Consider the following 14,026-nt stretch of genomic DNA (forward strand, 5'->3'; position numbering starts at 1 on the left):
ACGTCTCCGAGGAGTCCCGCCATGCCCCGCACCGCACTCGCCGCCGCCCTTGCCCTCGCCTGCCTCGCGCCGCTGCATGCGATGGCGGCCGATACCGCACTGCAGTGCGAAAAGCTGTTCGACAGTCGCAGCGGCAGGATGCTCGGTGCGCACACCATCGTGGTGCGCGACGGCAAGATTTCCGAGGTGAAGGCGGGGCGGATCGACGTCGCCGGCGCGCGGCCCATCGATCTCTCCGGGCACACCTGCACACCGGGCTGGACCGATCTGCATGTCCATCTCGGCAGCCAATCCAGCCCCCGCAGTTACGAAGAGGGGTTCCGCCTCGACGACACCGACTTCGCGCTGCGTGGCGTCAATTTCGCGCGCAAGACGCTGATGGCCGGGTTCACCAGCGTGCGCGATCTCGGCGGCGAAGTCGCCCCGCATCTGCGCGACGCGATCAACCAGGGGCTGATCGAAGGCCCGCGGATCTGGGCCGCCGGCAAATCCATCGCCACCACCGGCGGCCATGCCGATCCCACCAACGGCATGAACTCGGCGCTGGCGCATCTGGTCGGGCCGCCCGGCCCCACCGAGGGCGTGATCAATTCGGTCGAAGACGCGCGCCAGGCCGTACGCCAGCGCTACAAGGAAGGCAGCGACGTGATCAAGATCACCGCCACCGGCGGCGTGCTCAGCTACGCCCGCTCCGGCGATGCGCCGCAGTTCACGGTGGAGGAAGTGCGTTCGGTGGTTGAGACCGCCAAGGATTACGGTTATCGCGTTGCCGCCCATGCGCACGGTGCCGAGGGCATGAAGCGCGCGGTGCTCGGCGGCGTCGCCAGCATCGAGCACGGCACCTACATGAACGACGAGATCATGGCGCTGATGAAGCAGAAGGGCACGTGGTACGTCCCCACCATCTCCGCCGGCCGCTTCGTCGCCGACAAGGCGAAGATCGACGGCTATTTCCCCGAAGTGGTGCGCCCGAAGGCCGCGCGCATCGGCGCCCTGATCCAGGACACCGCGGGGCGGGCATATCGCGGCGGCGTGAAGATCGCGTTCGGCACCGATTCCGGCGTCGGCCCGCACGGCGACAACGCCCGCGAGTTCGTGCTGATGGTCGAAGCCGGCATTCCCGCCGCGTATGCGCTGCAGTCGGCGACCGTGCATGCGGCCGACGTGCTCGGCGTGGACGACCAGGGCACGATCGAGCCGGGGAAGCGCGCGGACATCGTCGCGATGCCCGGCGACCCGCTGGCGGACATCTCGGCGGTGATGAACGTCGATTTCGTGATGAAGGACGGCGTGATCCACAAAAACGCCACCCGCGGCGCGGAGAACGAGTGATGTCGATGGAATGGGCCGGTTACCTCGCGGCGGCGATGACCACCCTCGCCTTCGTACCGCAGGCGGTCAAGACCATCCGCACACGCGACACGCGCAGCATCTCGCTGGGCATGTACGTGGTGTTCACCGCGGGCATCGCGATGTGGCTGATCTACGGCATCGCGCTGAACTCGGTGCCGATGATCCTCGCGAACATCGTCACCTTTCTGCTGTCGGCGACGATCCTGGGCCTGAAACTGAAGCACGGTTAGCCGCACCCGCGGCCCACGCCACCCACACGAACCACAGCACGAACGCCGCCCGCTGGGAGAACGCGTTCGGCCACCAGATCGGCGCCAGCAGCGCGAGCGCCGGAATCGCGATCGCGGCGACGACCGCCGCCGCCGCGAAACCGGGGCGCAACGCCGATGCCCGGCGCGATCCGAGCCCGAGCGCGAGGCCGCCGACGGCGAAGGTCGACCACCACAGCGTCCAGGCCAACCCATGCGCCGCGTTCGCGGCGCCGTCCGGATCTTCGAGGTCGAGCGGCAACAGCCCCTGAGCGGCGAACGCGAGGGCCGAGAGCATCGTCAGTTGCGCGCCGATCCTGGCGCTCCAGCGCGCCTGTGCAGGCAAGGCCGAGCGCAGCGACCAGAGCGCGACGGCCGCGAGCAGGCCGGGAATCACGAAACCGGCGAGATTGAAGACCGTCGCCTCCGGCATCCCCCCCGCGCCCAGCCAGGCCAAAGGATGACTGCGATGCGAGAAGCCGGAGGAGACGGCGCCGGGCCGCGCACCGCAGAACGCGGCGGCCGCGACGAATCCCCAGAGCGCGGCATGCGCCGCGAGGCGCCGCGATCGATTCATGGCGCGTCCCTCCACTGGAATACGTCCTCGACGCCGACGCCGAACGTACGTGCGATCCGGAACGCGAGTTCCAGCGACGGCGTGTAGCGGCCGGCTTCGAGCGCGATGATCGTCTGCCGAGTCACGCCGCAGGCCTGCGCCAGCGCTTCCTGGGTCATCTCGCCGCGATCGAAACGCAGACGGCGGATCTGGTTGACGATGGGAGGCGCCGTCATCGACGGTCCCGCCAGTGATGGAACACGCAGATCGCGGATTCAACCCACCAACCGAACATCACGCAGGCAAACAGATAGTGTTCGAACCAGCCATTCGATCGCGCGGTGAGCAGATCCGCATGTCCCTCGGTGCCGATGATCGTGGCGGACACGAGCACGACCAGGCTCAGCGCAACCAGCGCGGATTTGGCGGCGAATGCGGAAATCGCCCGGTCGCGTTCATCCGCGACCACGCCCTTGCCGGGACGGGTGAACACCGCCATCGCGAACACGAATGCGTAGGACACGATCGACATCGTCTCGCGGTTCCGATCCCAGATGTCGGCACCGCCGGTCGCATCGGCGAAGAACAGTCGCCAGCACAACCAGGCGCAGGCCGTTCCGATGAAGACGACGCGAAACCACGCGTAGGTCTCGTGCTTGTTCATGCAGCCCCCTTCCTGTCGCTCCGGTAATACGCCAGCGTCGCCACGTACTCGCACAGCCAGCCCCACATCAGCGCGAAGATCAGCACGTTGCCGATCATCGGCGGCGTGGCCCATTCGAGCTTTTCCGACGGAAAGCCCAACATCACCGCGATCCCCACGATGCTGAAGATCAGCGCGCCATGACCCCAACCGGCGGCTTTCGCGGCGATCTCGCGATCGCGCTCGTCCGCCTCCACCGCCCCTTTCCAGCGCGACGCCAGTACGCTCGAAAGAATCGCCCAGGCGATCAGCAGCATCACCAGATTGCGACCGACCGCGGCGGCGTCGGGGTCGTGCGCAATCGCGGGAGTGTCGAGAACGGGCATCTTCGAGAAGAAGTACAGCATCGCCGCCACGATGAAACCCGTCCCCACCCGGGCCTGCCATTCCGCGGGCGATGCCGAACCCGCCAGCGCTTCCCGGGGCATCCGTGACACGGTGTACAGCAGGCCCCAGGCACTGCCGGCCAGAAGGATCATCCCGACCCGGCCCGTGTCCCAGCCGAGGACAGCCTCGGGCCCTGCCAGCAACAGCCACAGGGCGCCGCCCGCGGCCAGTATCGATATCCAACGCCCCCAGATCGGCGCGCCCATGAAAGTCACCCTCGAATTACTTTATGTAATGTGAAGCATACATTTCGAATGATCAATGTCAAACCTTTTTTACATTGACCGGCGGGATGCGCCCGCTGGCACAATTCCGGCATCCCGGATGGAACTCACCGCATGCCCGCCACCCTGCCCGATGCCGTCGACCCGTCGGCGATGCCCAGCGCAATGCCCGAAACCGCGGCACCGGCCCCGGGCTGGCGCAACCCGGCGCTGTATCTGGCAGCCGGCTGGAGCGGCTTCTTCGTGATGGGCGTGGAACTGCTGGGCGGGCGGCTGATGGCGCCCTATTTCGGCAGTTCGATCTTCGTCTGGGGCGCGCTGATCGCGGTGTTCATGGCCGCGCTGGCGGTGGGATATCTGATCGGCGGCCAATTGTCGCTGCGCACGCCGTCGCTGACCGGTCTTGGCCTGCTGTTGATCGCGGAAGCGCTGCTGGCGCTGCCGATCGTGTTCTTCGGCGACGCCGCCTTCGACGCGCTGTCGTTCGCCATCGAAGACCCCCGCTACGGCGCGCTGCTGGCCGCGCTGCTGATGTTCGGCGCGCCGACGCTGTTCTCGGGCATGGTCTCGCCGTACGCGGTGCGGCTGTTGATCCGCGATCTGGAAAAATCGGGACAATCGGCCGGCCGGCTGTATTTCGCCTCGACCCTCGGCTCGGCGGGCGGCACCATCCTGACCACGTTCTATCTCGTGCTGCTGTTCGAGATCGACACGATCGTCATCGGCCTGATCGCGATCTCCTTCGCGATCGGCGCGGCGCTCTGGGCCAGCGACCGTCGCCGTGCGTACTGATCTTTCCGCGCTGTTCGCGCTCGCGCTGACGGTGGTGCTGGCCGGCTGCGCGCCGTCGGACCATGTCGAAGGCGGGCGGATCGTGCATCGCCAGAAATCGATGTACCGCGACATCATCGTCACCGAGAACGAGGAATACCGCTGCATGTCGTTCGCGCGCCGCAACGGCATGCAGACCTGCATCTCGCTGCGCACGCCGACCCGGCTGGCCGTGCCCTACACCCGCGGCGTGTTCGCCGGGCTGCTGGCGAATCCCGGCGCGCGCCGGGTGCTGGTGATCGGCCTCGGCGGCGGGGTCATACCCTCCGCCATGCGCCGGATCGACCCCGACCTGCGCATCGACGTGGTCGAGCTGGACCCCGCGGTCGTGGACGTCGCCAGGCAACGCTTCGGTTATCGCGAAGACCCGCGCCTGCACACCCGGATCGGCGATGGCCGCGTGTTCGTGCGCCGGCAACTGCGGGCCGGCGCGCGCTACGACCTGATCGTGATCGACGCCTACGAGCGCGTGTACGTGCCCGAACATCTGATGACCCGCGAATTCATCACCGAAGTGAAGGCGCTGCTCGCGCCGGGCGGCGTGGTGGCCTCGAACACCTTCGCGCGCGGGCCGCTGGCGCCGTACGAAGCCGCGACCTATCAATCGGTGTTCGGCGAGACCCGCGTCGTGGACATGATGCTGGGCAACCGCATCATCCTCGCCGGCCGCGACGGTCTGCCCGCGCCTGACGTGATGCGCGCGCGCGGACGGGCGCTGCAGCCGCGTCTGGCCGAGGTCGGCATCTTCGCCGGCGAACTGGATGCCTGGCCGCAACCGCCGGCGACGGGCGTGCGTCCGCTGACCGATCAGTATTCGCCGGCGAACCTGCTGTTCGGGCACGAATAGAACGCAATCGCCCCCAACGACGTGGGTTGTTCCGCCCTTGGAAACGGCCGCCGCTGGCACAATAGAGGGCATCCACGCTCACGGAACCGCCCATGTCCGCCCCCACCCCACACGTGTTCGACGCCACCGCCCGGAATTTCGAGGCCGATGTCATGCAGCGGTCGCTGCAGACGCCGGTGTTGCTGGATTTCTGGGCCGGCTGGTGCGAACCCTGCAAGATCCTCGGGCCGATCCTCGAAAAGATGGCGGCGGAATACGGCGGCGCCTTCGTGCTCGGCAAGGTCGATGTCGAAGCCGAGCAGGAACTCGGCGCGGCGTTCCAGATCCGCTCCATCCCGACCGTGGTGCTGGTCAAGGACGGACAGCTGGTCGACGGTTTCCAGGGCGCCTTGCCGGAAGGCCAGCTGCGCGAATTCTTCAAACACCACGGCATCGAACCGCTGGCCGCCGCGGAGCCCGAACCGGAAGCAACCGCCCCCGCGGCGGTGGATCCGCAGGCCGAAGTCGCACGACTGCGCGAAGAGATCGCGGCCGCGCTGGACAAGGACGAACTGAAACTCGAACTGGTGCTCGCGCTGCTGCAGACCGGCGATGCCGGCGAAGCCGAGCGCCTGCTCGATGGCCTGCCCGCCAATCTCGCCACCGACGACCGCGCCGTTCGCGCGCGTGCGCGCCTGGGTTTCGCCGCATTGCTGAAGGACGCGCCGCCGGCCGAGGCCCTGCAGGCCGCGATCGACGCCGATCCGGGCGATCTGCGTTCGCGTCACCTGCTCGGCGTGCACCACATCGTCGCCGGTCGTTCGCAGGATGGACTGGAAGCGTTCCTGGAGATGCTGCGCCGCGACCGCGGCTACGAGGACGGCCTGCCGCGCAAGGCCCTCATCGACGCCTTTCGGGTGATCGAGGACGAAGATCTGGTCGGCCAGTACCGGCGCAGGATGTCGTCGCTGCTGCTGGTCTGACCCGCGCGTGTTCGCGAATCTCTCGCCGCGCGCCCTGCGGCGTCTCCTGAACGTGTGGCCGCCGTTCCTCTTCGCCGGCGTGCGCGTGCGCGCCATCGGCGGCGACTGGCGCAGCGCCGACGTCGAACTGCGCGCGCACTGGTGGAACCGCAATTACGTCGGCGTGCATTTCGGCGGCAGCCTGTTCGCGATGACCGATCCGTTCTGGATGCTGCTGACGATCCACGCCATCGGCAGCGACTACATCGTCTGGGACAGGGCCGGCGAAATCGAATTCCTCAAGCCCGGCCGCGGCACGGTGCGCGCGACGTTCCGCATCGACGACGCGATGCTGGACGAGATCCGCGCCGCCACCGCGGGCGGCGAGAAATATCTGCGCTGGTGCGAGACCGATGTCGTGAACGGCGACGGCGACGTCGTGGCGCGGGTGCGCAAGCAGCTCTACATCCGCAGGAAGAAGGACGCGCCGGCCTCAGGGTGAGACCGGTTTCGACGCCGCGGCTTTCGAAGGCACGCTTCCGGACGACGCGGACTGCAGATACGGCGGCAGGGGAATCTCGGTGAATTCGCCGCGACTGGTCTCGTAATTGCGCATGCGCAGCGTCCGGCCGTCCTCGCCCAGGGACAGCGCGCGCAGCCGCGACCCCACGCGGTCCTGCACCGTCCGCAGGCGCACCGCGACCTGTTCCGGCGGCGTCCCATCGGCACGCATCCGCAACAGTTCGGCGATCAGCCGCAATTTCGCGTTGCCGTCCTGGATACGATCGCCGTAACCGTCGAGACTGCCGTGGGCGATATTCGCGAGCATGCACCCCACCGGATTGCCCACGCACTCGAAACGCAGGAAACCCGGCTCGGGCACGTTGCGTTCGATGCGTGTGTCGGCGGCGATCGCACGCTGCGCTTCCGCGCTGCAGTGGAAGGCGAGTTGCTCCGCGCGCTCGGCCTCGGTCATGTCCGCGCTCAATCCGAAAAGCATCGTCAACCGCTCCGAAGTCGATACGTTCGCATCTGCCATGCGGACGGCCGATTGCATGAATTTCAGTTCGCCCTGCATCGCCATGCACAGCGACAACTCGCCGTCGGCCGGCGCGGAGAACGCCTGTGCGCAGGACGCCGGCAGCGCGACATCCCGCGGCGTCCGCGCGAGCATGTCCACGAACAGGCCGCCATACAGATCGGCCGCATAGGCGACGCCGATGATGCGCGAAATGAGGCTGTCGCTGTCGGCGCCCAGACGCCGCCATGTCGCGATCGCCCGGCAGGTACCATCGAACGCCCGATCCCGACGCCCCTCCACGAAGTCGAGCGCGTGGCGCGTGGCCGGCAACTTCGCCGCCTGGTAGGGAGGAATCAGCGTCCCGAGGATGTTTTCGCCGCCGGCATGACGGATCCCCGCATACGCCGACAGCGCCTCCACTCGATCGAGCAGCGCCGCGTGGCGGCGCAGCAGGTCGGCATAGCGCCCACGATCGGCGCCGACCCGATCCAGGCATCCGGGTGCGCTGCCGCAGAACAGATCGAATTCGTCCGGGGACGGCATCCGGTCCGCATACCGCCGCTCGGCGGCGCTGGCGTGCGCCTTCTCCGCCGCATCGTATGCCCCGCCCGGCGGCTGTCCCGCTGCGTGGCGACGCAGATCCTCGGCGAGCCAGTCGTCGTGCTCGGCTTCCGGCATGTCGTAGGCGACCAGCCACAACGCCGGAAAGGCGTTGCGCCCGTTCAGGGGCGGAATGTCCCGCATCCTCGCCAGCGCCGCCTCCTGGGCGTCCGTCGGGCCCATCAGCCGCGACACCGTCCAGAGTCCGGCCACGGCCAAAGCCAGCATCAGCACCGCCGATCCGAATCGTTTCGCCCATTTTTTCAGCGGCATATGCAGGATTCCGATGGTTTTTTCGTCGGCCTGAGCATACCGTCATACAAACCGGCGCAGGCGCGCATTCACTCCGAAGCCGCCCTTGGGTATGCTCGACGGGCACGCAGGGGGAGCGGTACATGGGTTCGACACACACGGACCAGCAGGACGGGATGCCGGAAGTCGCCGGCTACCGGCTGCTGCGCATTCTCGGACATGGCGGCATGTCCACGGTCTATCTCGGCCAGCAGTTGTCGCTGGGACGGGAAGTCGCGATCAAGGTGATGCGGCAGGAAGTGCTGACCGACGAGATCGGCCGGCGCCGGTTCGAGAACGAAGCGCGCACGATCGCGCGTCTCGATCATCCGCACATCGTCCACATTCACGAGGTCGGGCGCACGCGCGAAGGCCAGCCCTACTACGCCATGCCGGTGTTCCCGCGCGGACACCTCGGCAAACGCAATCTCACCCGCGACGAATCCCGCGTCCGCGAAATCCTCGAAGCCCTGCTCTCGGCGCTGGCCTACGCCCACGGCCGCGGCGTGGTGCATCGCGACGTCAAGGCCGAGAACGTACTGTTCGACGAGGCCGAGCGGCCGATGCTCACCGATTTCGGCATCGCCCTGCGCCGCGGCTACGGCGCGCGCGTCACCACCGCCGGCGTCGCGGTCGGCAGCACCGCCTACATGGCGCCGGAACAGGCGCGCGGCACCGACGTGGACCCGCGCGCGGATCTGTACAGCCTCGGCGTGCTGGCCTGGGAAATGCTGGCCGGCAGCCTGCCCTACAAGGCCGAAGACGGGCTGTCGATGGCGCTGAAGCACGTGCAGGATCCGATCCCGCGCCTGCCGCCGCATCTGGCCCACTGGCAGCGGTTCTTCAACCGCGCGCTGGCCAAATCGCCGGGCGAACGCTTCACCGACGCCCAGGACATGCAGGACGCGCTGCGGCGGGTGCCGCATGCGCAGAAACAGCCGCTGCGGGCCGCGCTGGCGCGGATGCGCAGCCGGACGGGCCCGAAGCAGCTCGCGATCGCCGCCGTGGTCGTCGCCGCCATCGGCGGCGGGATCGCGCTGTTGATGCATCTCGAGCGCCAGAGCACCGAGCGCGCGTTCGCGCGCTACACCGCGAGCGCGCCCGCCATCGCCACGGCGTTGCCTGCGACGACCGATCTCGACCCGACGCGTGGTGCGCCGCTGCCCGACCCGACCGATTCGATGCTGCGCGCGGCGCCCGAATCCGCCGCACAGCGTTTCATCGTCGACGCGACGCGCCAGTTGCAGCAGCGCAGGCTGATCGCACCGTCCGGAGACAACGCCTACGACAGCGTGATGACGGCTTGGCGCACCGATCCGAGCCACGATGGCCTGGCGGCGGTGAGCAATCGCCTGTTCGCGGCGCTGGGCGACGAGACCGAGCAGCGCCTGCGCAAGGGCGAAGACACCGCCGTACGCGACCTCGTCAGCCGGATGACGCGGCTGGCGGAACAGGACCGCAGCGGCGGCAACGCGCAGATGGCGCAGGTGCGCAAACGCCTGGGCGCGACGCTGTCGTCGCGGATGGACCAGGCACAGCAGAAACTCGACCGCACCGCCGCGCAGCGCGTGGTCGCATCGGCGAAGACGCTCGGCATGGACAACGCCCAGGTCGCCGCGCTGCAGGCGCGGGCCGCGAAGATCGCCCAGCCCGGCGATCGCGTGGCCGATACCGTCGGCGACATGACCCTGGTCCAGGCCGGGGGCAAACTGGTCGCGGTCTCGCGCAATTCGGTCACCCGCAACGACTATTCCGAATTCGCCAAGGCCACCGGGCGCCCTGCCTCGCTGTGTCGCGAGAAGGCCTCGCTGCTGCGGGTACTGGCGCCACGCACCTGGGAGACGCCGGGGTTCGAGCAGTCCGGGGCCGGCGCGGTGGTCTGCGTCTCGTGGCAGGACGCGGAAGCCTTCGCGCGCTGGCAGAGCCAACGCAGCAAGCTGCGCTACCGCCTGCCCAGCGCCGCGGAGGCCCAGGCCGCCGCGCGCAGCGACAACGGCAAGGCGGTGGCCGAATGGCTGAACGACTGCGCCGGCGGCAGTTGCGCACGACGGATGACCTCGGGCCGCAGTTGGCGCGGCGCCGGCGGCGGCCGTCCGCTCGACGCCACCCGCGGCTACGACGACGTGGGGTTCCGCCTGGTGCGCGAGCTGTAAGCGGCCGCGACTCGGCGACTGACCTGAGCCCGTACAATCGCGGCATGTCGCATCCCCACTCGTTCGGCCGCCGCCTGCAGGGCCTGTTCATCACCGGACTCCTGACCCTGCTGCCGATCTGGCTCACGTGGGTGGTGGTCAAGTTCGTCTTCGTGCTGCTGTCGGATCTCAGCCGACCGTTCGTCGACCCGCTGCTGCAGAACCTCGTCCTGGCCGCGCCCGAGGCGCTGGGCTGGCTGGCCCAGGCCTGGGTGAAGACCGCGATCGGCCTGATCGCCACCGTGGGCACCGTGCTGCTGTCGGGCTGGCTCGCGCGGCGCGTGCTCGGCCAGCGCCTGCTGCGCTGGTTCGAAGCGCTGATCGCCCGCATTCCGCTGGCCAACACGATCTACGGCAGCGCACGCAAGCTGCTGGACATCCTGCAGACCAAACCCGACGGCACCCAGCGCGTGGTGCTGATCGACTTCCCCCACACCGAAATGAAGACCCTCGGCTTCGTCACCCGGGTGATGCGGGAAGTCGGCACCGGCCGCGAACTCGCGGCCGTCTATGTGCCGACCACGCCGAACCCGACCTCCGGCTACCTCGAGATCGTGCCGGTGGAGAAGATGACGCCGACCGACTGGACTGTCGATCAGGCCATGAGCTTCATCATCAGCGGCGGCGCGGTGGCGCCGGATTCGATCCCGTTTTCGGCACCGCCGCCGACCACCCACGCAGACGCGGAGACGTCATCGCCATGAGCGCCCATTTGCTGGACGACCGCGCGACCCGGCTGTTCATCGCCCTCGCCGCCTTTTTCTGCGTCAACGCCGTGCTGGCGGAATTCATCGGCGTGAAGATCTTCGCGCTGGAAGACACCCTGGGCATCGACCCGCTGGCGTGGAATCTGTTCGGGCAGAGCGGTTCGCTCAACTTCACCGCCGGCACCCTGCTGTGGCCGATCGTGTTCGTGTTCACCGACGTGATCAACGAGTTCTACGGCAAGCGCGGCGTCCGCATGATCTCCTGGATCGCGGTGGCGCTGATCCTGTACGGCTTCGTGTTCGCGTTCGCCGCGATCCATCTCGCCCCCGCCAGCTGGTGGGTCGACGCGGTGAAGGATCAGGGCGTGCCGGATTACCAGAAAGCGTTCGCCGCGGTGTTCGGCCAGGGGCTGTGGACCATCGGCGGCTCGGTGATCGCGTTCCTGCTCGGCCAACTGATCGACGTCTCGGTGTTCCACCGCATCCGCCGCGCGACCGGCGAGCGTTTCGTCTGGCTGCGCGCGACGGGATCGACCGCAGTCTCGCAGCTGGTGGACAGCTTCGTGGTGCTGTACATCGCCTTCGTGCTCGGCCCGCAGCAGTGGCCGACCTCGCTGTTCATGGCGGTGAGCACGGTGAACTACGCCTACAAGATGCTCGCCGCGGTCGCGCTGATCCCGCTGGTGTATCTGATGCGCCGGGCGATCATCGGCTACCTCGGCGCCGCGCGCGCCGACCAGTTGCGGCACGAAGCCGCCGAATGAATCCGATCGACTGAACCCGATCGACTGAACCCGGCCGACTGAACCCGACCGACCGGACTCGGCCGATCGAGTGCGGAAGCGTCGCCCGCATCCGCGCGCTGCAGACCAGACGCAGCGAGGACGGCGGACAGTCGTCGCAATGACCTTTGGCCGATGCCTTCGCGACCGCCAGCGGCGAGGCTTGCGTCACCCCGCGACCCCGTCGCGGTCAACACTGCCGCCACCAGGCCGCCATCGCCGGAGTCCGCCATGCACCATCGTTCCTCCCCCCGTTCGCACGCGTTGCTTGCGTTCGCCATCGCCACCGCGCTGCTCGGCGCCGGATTGCATCCGCAGCCCGCCCAAGCCGCCGCGGCCACGCAGACCGCCGAGTCCAAGGCGCAGCAGCTGAACCGCCTCTACGCCGAATACTGGGAGGAAACGCTCAAGCTCAACCCGATCCAGGCCACGTTCCAGGGCGACGCCCGCTACAACGACCAGATGCCGGACTTCTATTCCGCCGAATTCCGCGCGGAAGGCGTCGCGTTCACCCAGCGCTGGCTGAAGCGGATCGAGGCGATCGGGCCGCGCGGACTGAGCGGCCAGGATCTGCTGAGCTACGAAATCTTCGTCGAGGACGCCCGCGACGCGCTGGAAAGCGAGAAATTCCCGGGCTGGATGCTGCCGGTGAACCAGATGGGCAGCCTGGTGACGTATGCGGCGATGCTCGGCTCGGGCACCAGCGCGCAGCCCTTCAAGACCGTGAAGGATTACGAGAACTGGCTGGCGCGCGGCAATCGCCTCCCGGTGCTGGTCGACAGCATGATCGGCAACATGCGCGACGGCATGAAGGCCGGCGTGGTGCAGCCGCGCGCACTGATGGTGAAAGTGGTGCCGCAGATCGATGCGCTGGTGAAAGACCAGCCCGAGGACACCCTGTTCTGGGGCCCGATCAAGGCGATGCCCGCCGATTTCTCCGAGGCCGACAAAGCCCGGCTCACCGCCGCCTATCGCGACATGATCGCGAAGCAGGTGATGCCGTCGTTCCGCAAGCTGCGCGCCTTCATCGCGGACCAGTATCTGCCGGCGACGCGCGACAGCGTCGGCATGGACAAACTGCCCGGCGGCGCGGAGTGGTACGCCTTCAATGTGCGCCAGAGCACGACCACCGACCTCAGCCCGGCGCAGATCCATCAGATCGGCCTCGATGAAGTCGCGCGCATCCACGGCGAGATCCGCAAGATCATGGCCGAGGTGGGCTTCAAGGGATCGCTGCAGGACTTCTTCAAGTTCATGCGCGAAGACAAGCGCTTCGAGTATCCGTCCGAAGAAGCCCTGCTGAAGCACTACCGTGGCCTGGAAGAGAAGATCAACCGGCGCATCGGCGAACAGTTCTCGCTGAAGCCGAGGGCCGGCTTCGAGATCCGTCCGGTCGAACCGTTCCGCGCCGAATCCGCCGCGGGCGGCGAATATCAGGGTCCGAGCGAGGACGGCACGCGTCCCGGCATCTTCTACGTCAACACCTTCAACCTGCCGAGCCGCAAGACCTGGGACGCCGAAGATCTCTACCTGCACGAAGCCATTCCGGGCCATCACTTCCAGATCGCACTGCAGCAGGAACTGCAGAACGTGCCGGCGTTCCGGCGCTTCGGCGGCGAAACCGCGTACGTCGAAGGCTGGGGCCTTTATGCCGAATCGCTGGGCAAGTCGCTGGGCGTCTACGAAGATCCCTACGACTACTTCGGTTATCTGCAGAACGAACTGTGGCGCGCGATCCGTCTGGTCACCGACACCGGTCTGCACAGCAAGGGCTGGACCCGCGAGCAGGTGATCAAGTACATGCTCGACAACTCCGCCGAAAGCGAAACGCAGTCCACCGCCGAAGCCGAGCGCTACATCGCCTGGCCGTCGCAGGCGCTGGCCTACAAGATCGGCGAGCTGAAGATCCAGGAGCTCAAGCGCCGCGCGCAGACCGCGCTGGGCGCGAAGTTCGACCCGCGCGCGTTCCATGCCGAAGTGCTGAAGGACGGCGCGGTGCCGCTGGACGTGCTGGAAGCGAAGATCGACCGCTGGATCGCGGCGCAGAAGAAAGGCTGAGCCCGACGCTCGCCGCCACAGCGAACGACGCCCGCGCAAGCGGGCGTCGTCTTCAAGGCTTCGCGGGATCGTCGCAGGTCATCGCTTCCAAAGTCTCGAATGCCTTCAGCAGCGCCTCTTCATCGGCCGGCATGCGCAAATCGATGTCCGTTCTGGCCATGACAAGATCGATCACGTCATCACGCGACATTCCAAGCCGCGCGGCGACATGATTGACGCACGAACGCGCATGCGAGGCGCGATGCATGAAGGGACGCGTCGGATCGCGCACCGCTTTCCTGTGGG

General features: G+C 67.8%; 16 protein-coding genes. 10 read left to right on the forward strand and 6 right to left on the reverse strand.

Annotated features, from left to right (window positions below):
• Nucleotides 1-21 precede the first annotated feature (21 nt).
• Nucleotides 22-1,332 carry a metal-dependent hydrolase family protein gene (locus ABD974_RS13655; RefSeq protein ID WP_345303879.1) on the forward strand — a complete coding sequence of 437 codons (1,311 nt, stop codon included), beginning with the start codon at nt 22-24 and terminating at the stop codon, nt 1,330-1,332.
• On the forward strand, nt 1,332-1,583 hold the full coding sequence (locus tag ABD974_RS13660; RefSeq protein ID WP_345303880.1) for a SemiSWEET transporter: 252 nt from the start codon (nt 1,332-1,334) through the stop codon (nt 1,581-1,583). Before ABD974_RS13655 ends, ABD974_RS13660 begins: the two co-directional genes overlap by 1 nt.
• Here the strand turns inward: ABD974_RS13660 and ABD974_RS13665 are convergent.
• From ABD974_RS13665 to ABD974_RS13680, 4 genes are read right to left on the reverse strand one after another with little or no spacing between them, the layout of a single operon-like run.
• A complete protein-coding gene (locus ABD974_RS13665; RefSeq protein WP_345303881.1) occupies nt 1,531-2,178 on the reverse strand; it encodes a DUF998 domain-containing protein in 648 nt (215 codons plus the stop codon). The genes ABD974_RS13660 and ABD974_RS13665 overlap by 53 nt on opposite strands.
• Nucleotides 2,175-2,393 (reverse strand): helix-turn-helix transcriptional regulator, encoded by a 219-nt coding sequence (locus tag ABD974_RS13670; RefSeq protein WP_425562695.1) that lies wholly within the window; start codon nt 2,391-2,393, stop codon nt 2,175-2,177. The genes ABD974_RS13665 and ABD974_RS13670 overlap by 4 nt, the downstream gene beginning before the upstream one ends.
• Nucleotides 2,390-2,821 (reverse strand): DUF2178 domain-containing protein, encoded by a 432-nt coding sequence (locus ABD974_RS13675; protein WP_345303882.1) that lies wholly within the window; start codon nt 2,819-2,821, stop codon nt 2,390-2,392. The genes ABD974_RS13670 and ABD974_RS13675 overlap by 4 nt, the downstream gene beginning before the upstream one ends.
• Nucleotides 2,818-3,453: a hypothetical protein gene (locus ABD974_RS13680; protein ID WP_345303883.1), complete on the reverse strand. Its 636-nt coding sequence runs from the start codon at nt 3,451-3,453 to the stop codon at nt 2,818-2,820. Before ABD974_RS13680 ends, ABD974_RS13675 begins: the two co-directional genes overlap by 4 nt.
• 132 nt (nt 3,454-3,585) lie before the next feature.
• Here ABD974_RS13680 and ABD974_RS13685 point away from each other — a divergent pair, with 132 nt between their 5' ends.
• From ABD974_RS13685 to ABD974_RS13700, 4 genes are all read left to right on the forward strand, one after another.
• Complete coding sequence (locus ABD974_RS13685; RefSeq protein WP_345303884.1) at nt 3,586-4,263, forward strand: fused MFS/spermidine synthase; 678 nt, start codon at nt 3,586-3,588, stop codon at nt 4,261-4,263.
• Nucleotides 4,253-5,149, forward strand: a complete 897-nt coding sequence (locus tag ABD974_RS13690) for a spermidine synthase (RefSeq protein ID WP_345303885.1) — start codon at nt 4,253-4,255, stop codon at nt 5,147-5,149. Before ABD974_RS13685 ends, ABD974_RS13690 begins: the two co-directional genes overlap by 11 nt.
• A gap of 92 nt (nt 5,150-5,241) precedes the next feature.
• A complete protein-coding gene (gene trxA, locus ABD974_RS13695) occupies nt 5,242-6,111 on the forward strand; it encodes a thioredoxin (protein WP_345303886.1) in 870 nt (289 codons plus the stop codon).
• Nucleotides 6,112-6,145: 34 nt separating this feature from the next.
• A complete protein-coding gene (locus ABD974_RS13700; protein ID WP_345303997.1) occupies nt 6,146-6,592 on the forward strand; it encodes a DUF4442 domain-containing protein in 447 nt (148 codons plus the stop codon).
• On the opposite strand, the gene ABD974_RS13705 is transcribed toward ABD974_RS13700, so the two are convergent.
• Complete coding sequence (locus ABD974_RS13705) at nt 6,584-7,984, reverse strand: hypothetical protein (RefSeq protein ID WP_345303887.1); 1,401 nt, start codon at nt 7,982-7,984, stop codon at nt 6,584-6,586. The two genes, ABD974_RS13700 and ABD974_RS13705, sit on opposite strands and share 9 nt — an antisense overlap.
• A 122-nt stretch (nt 7,985-8,106) precedes the next feature.
• On the opposite strand from ABD974_RS13705, the gene ABD974_RS13710 reads away from it, so the two are divergent.
• From ABD974_RS13710 to ABD974_RS13725, 4 genes are all read left to right on the forward strand, one after another.
• A complete protein-coding gene (locus ABD974_RS13710) occupies nt 8,107-10,155 on the forward strand; it encodes a bifunctional serine/threonine-protein kinase/formylglycine-generating enzyme family protein (protein WP_345303888.1) in 2,049 nt (682 codons plus the stop codon).
• A gap of 44 nt (nt 10,156-10,199) precedes the next feature.
• The gene (locus ABD974_RS13715; protein ID WP_345303889.1) at nt 10,200-10,898 is read left to right on the forward strand and encodes a DUF502 domain-containing protein; all 699 of its coding nucleotides are present in this window, start codon (nt 10,200-10,202) and stop codon (nt 10,896-10,898) included.
• Complete coding sequence (locus ABD974_RS13720; RefSeq protein WP_345303890.1) at nt 10,895-11,665, forward strand: queuosine precursor transporter; 771 nt, start codon at nt 10,895-10,897, stop codon at nt 11,663-11,665. Before ABD974_RS13715 ends, ABD974_RS13720 begins: the two co-directional genes overlap by 4 nt.
• A gap of 249 nt (nt 11,666-11,914) precedes the next feature.
• Complete coding sequence (locus tag ABD974_RS13725) at nt 11,915-13,741, forward strand: DUF885 domain-containing protein (RefSeq protein ID WP_345303891.1); 1,827 nt, start codon at nt 11,915-11,917, stop codon at nt 13,739-13,741.
• Nucleotides 13,742-13,793: 52 nt separating this feature from the next.
• Here ABD974_RS13725 and ABD974_RS13730 read toward each other — a convergent pair whose 3' ends face one another.
• Entirely contained in the window at nt 13,794-14,012 is a 219-nt protein-coding gene (locus ABD974_RS13730; RefSeq protein WP_345303892.1) for a hypothetical protein, read from the reverse strand.
• Nucleotides 14,013-14,026 lie beyond the last annotated feature (14 nt).

Source organism: Lysobacter hankyongensis (genome assembly GCF_039543145.1).
GTDB classification, from domain to species: domain Bacteria; phylum Pseudomonadota; class Gammaproteobacteria; order Xanthomonadales; family Xanthomonadaceae; genus Lysobacter_I; species Lysobacter_I hankyongensis.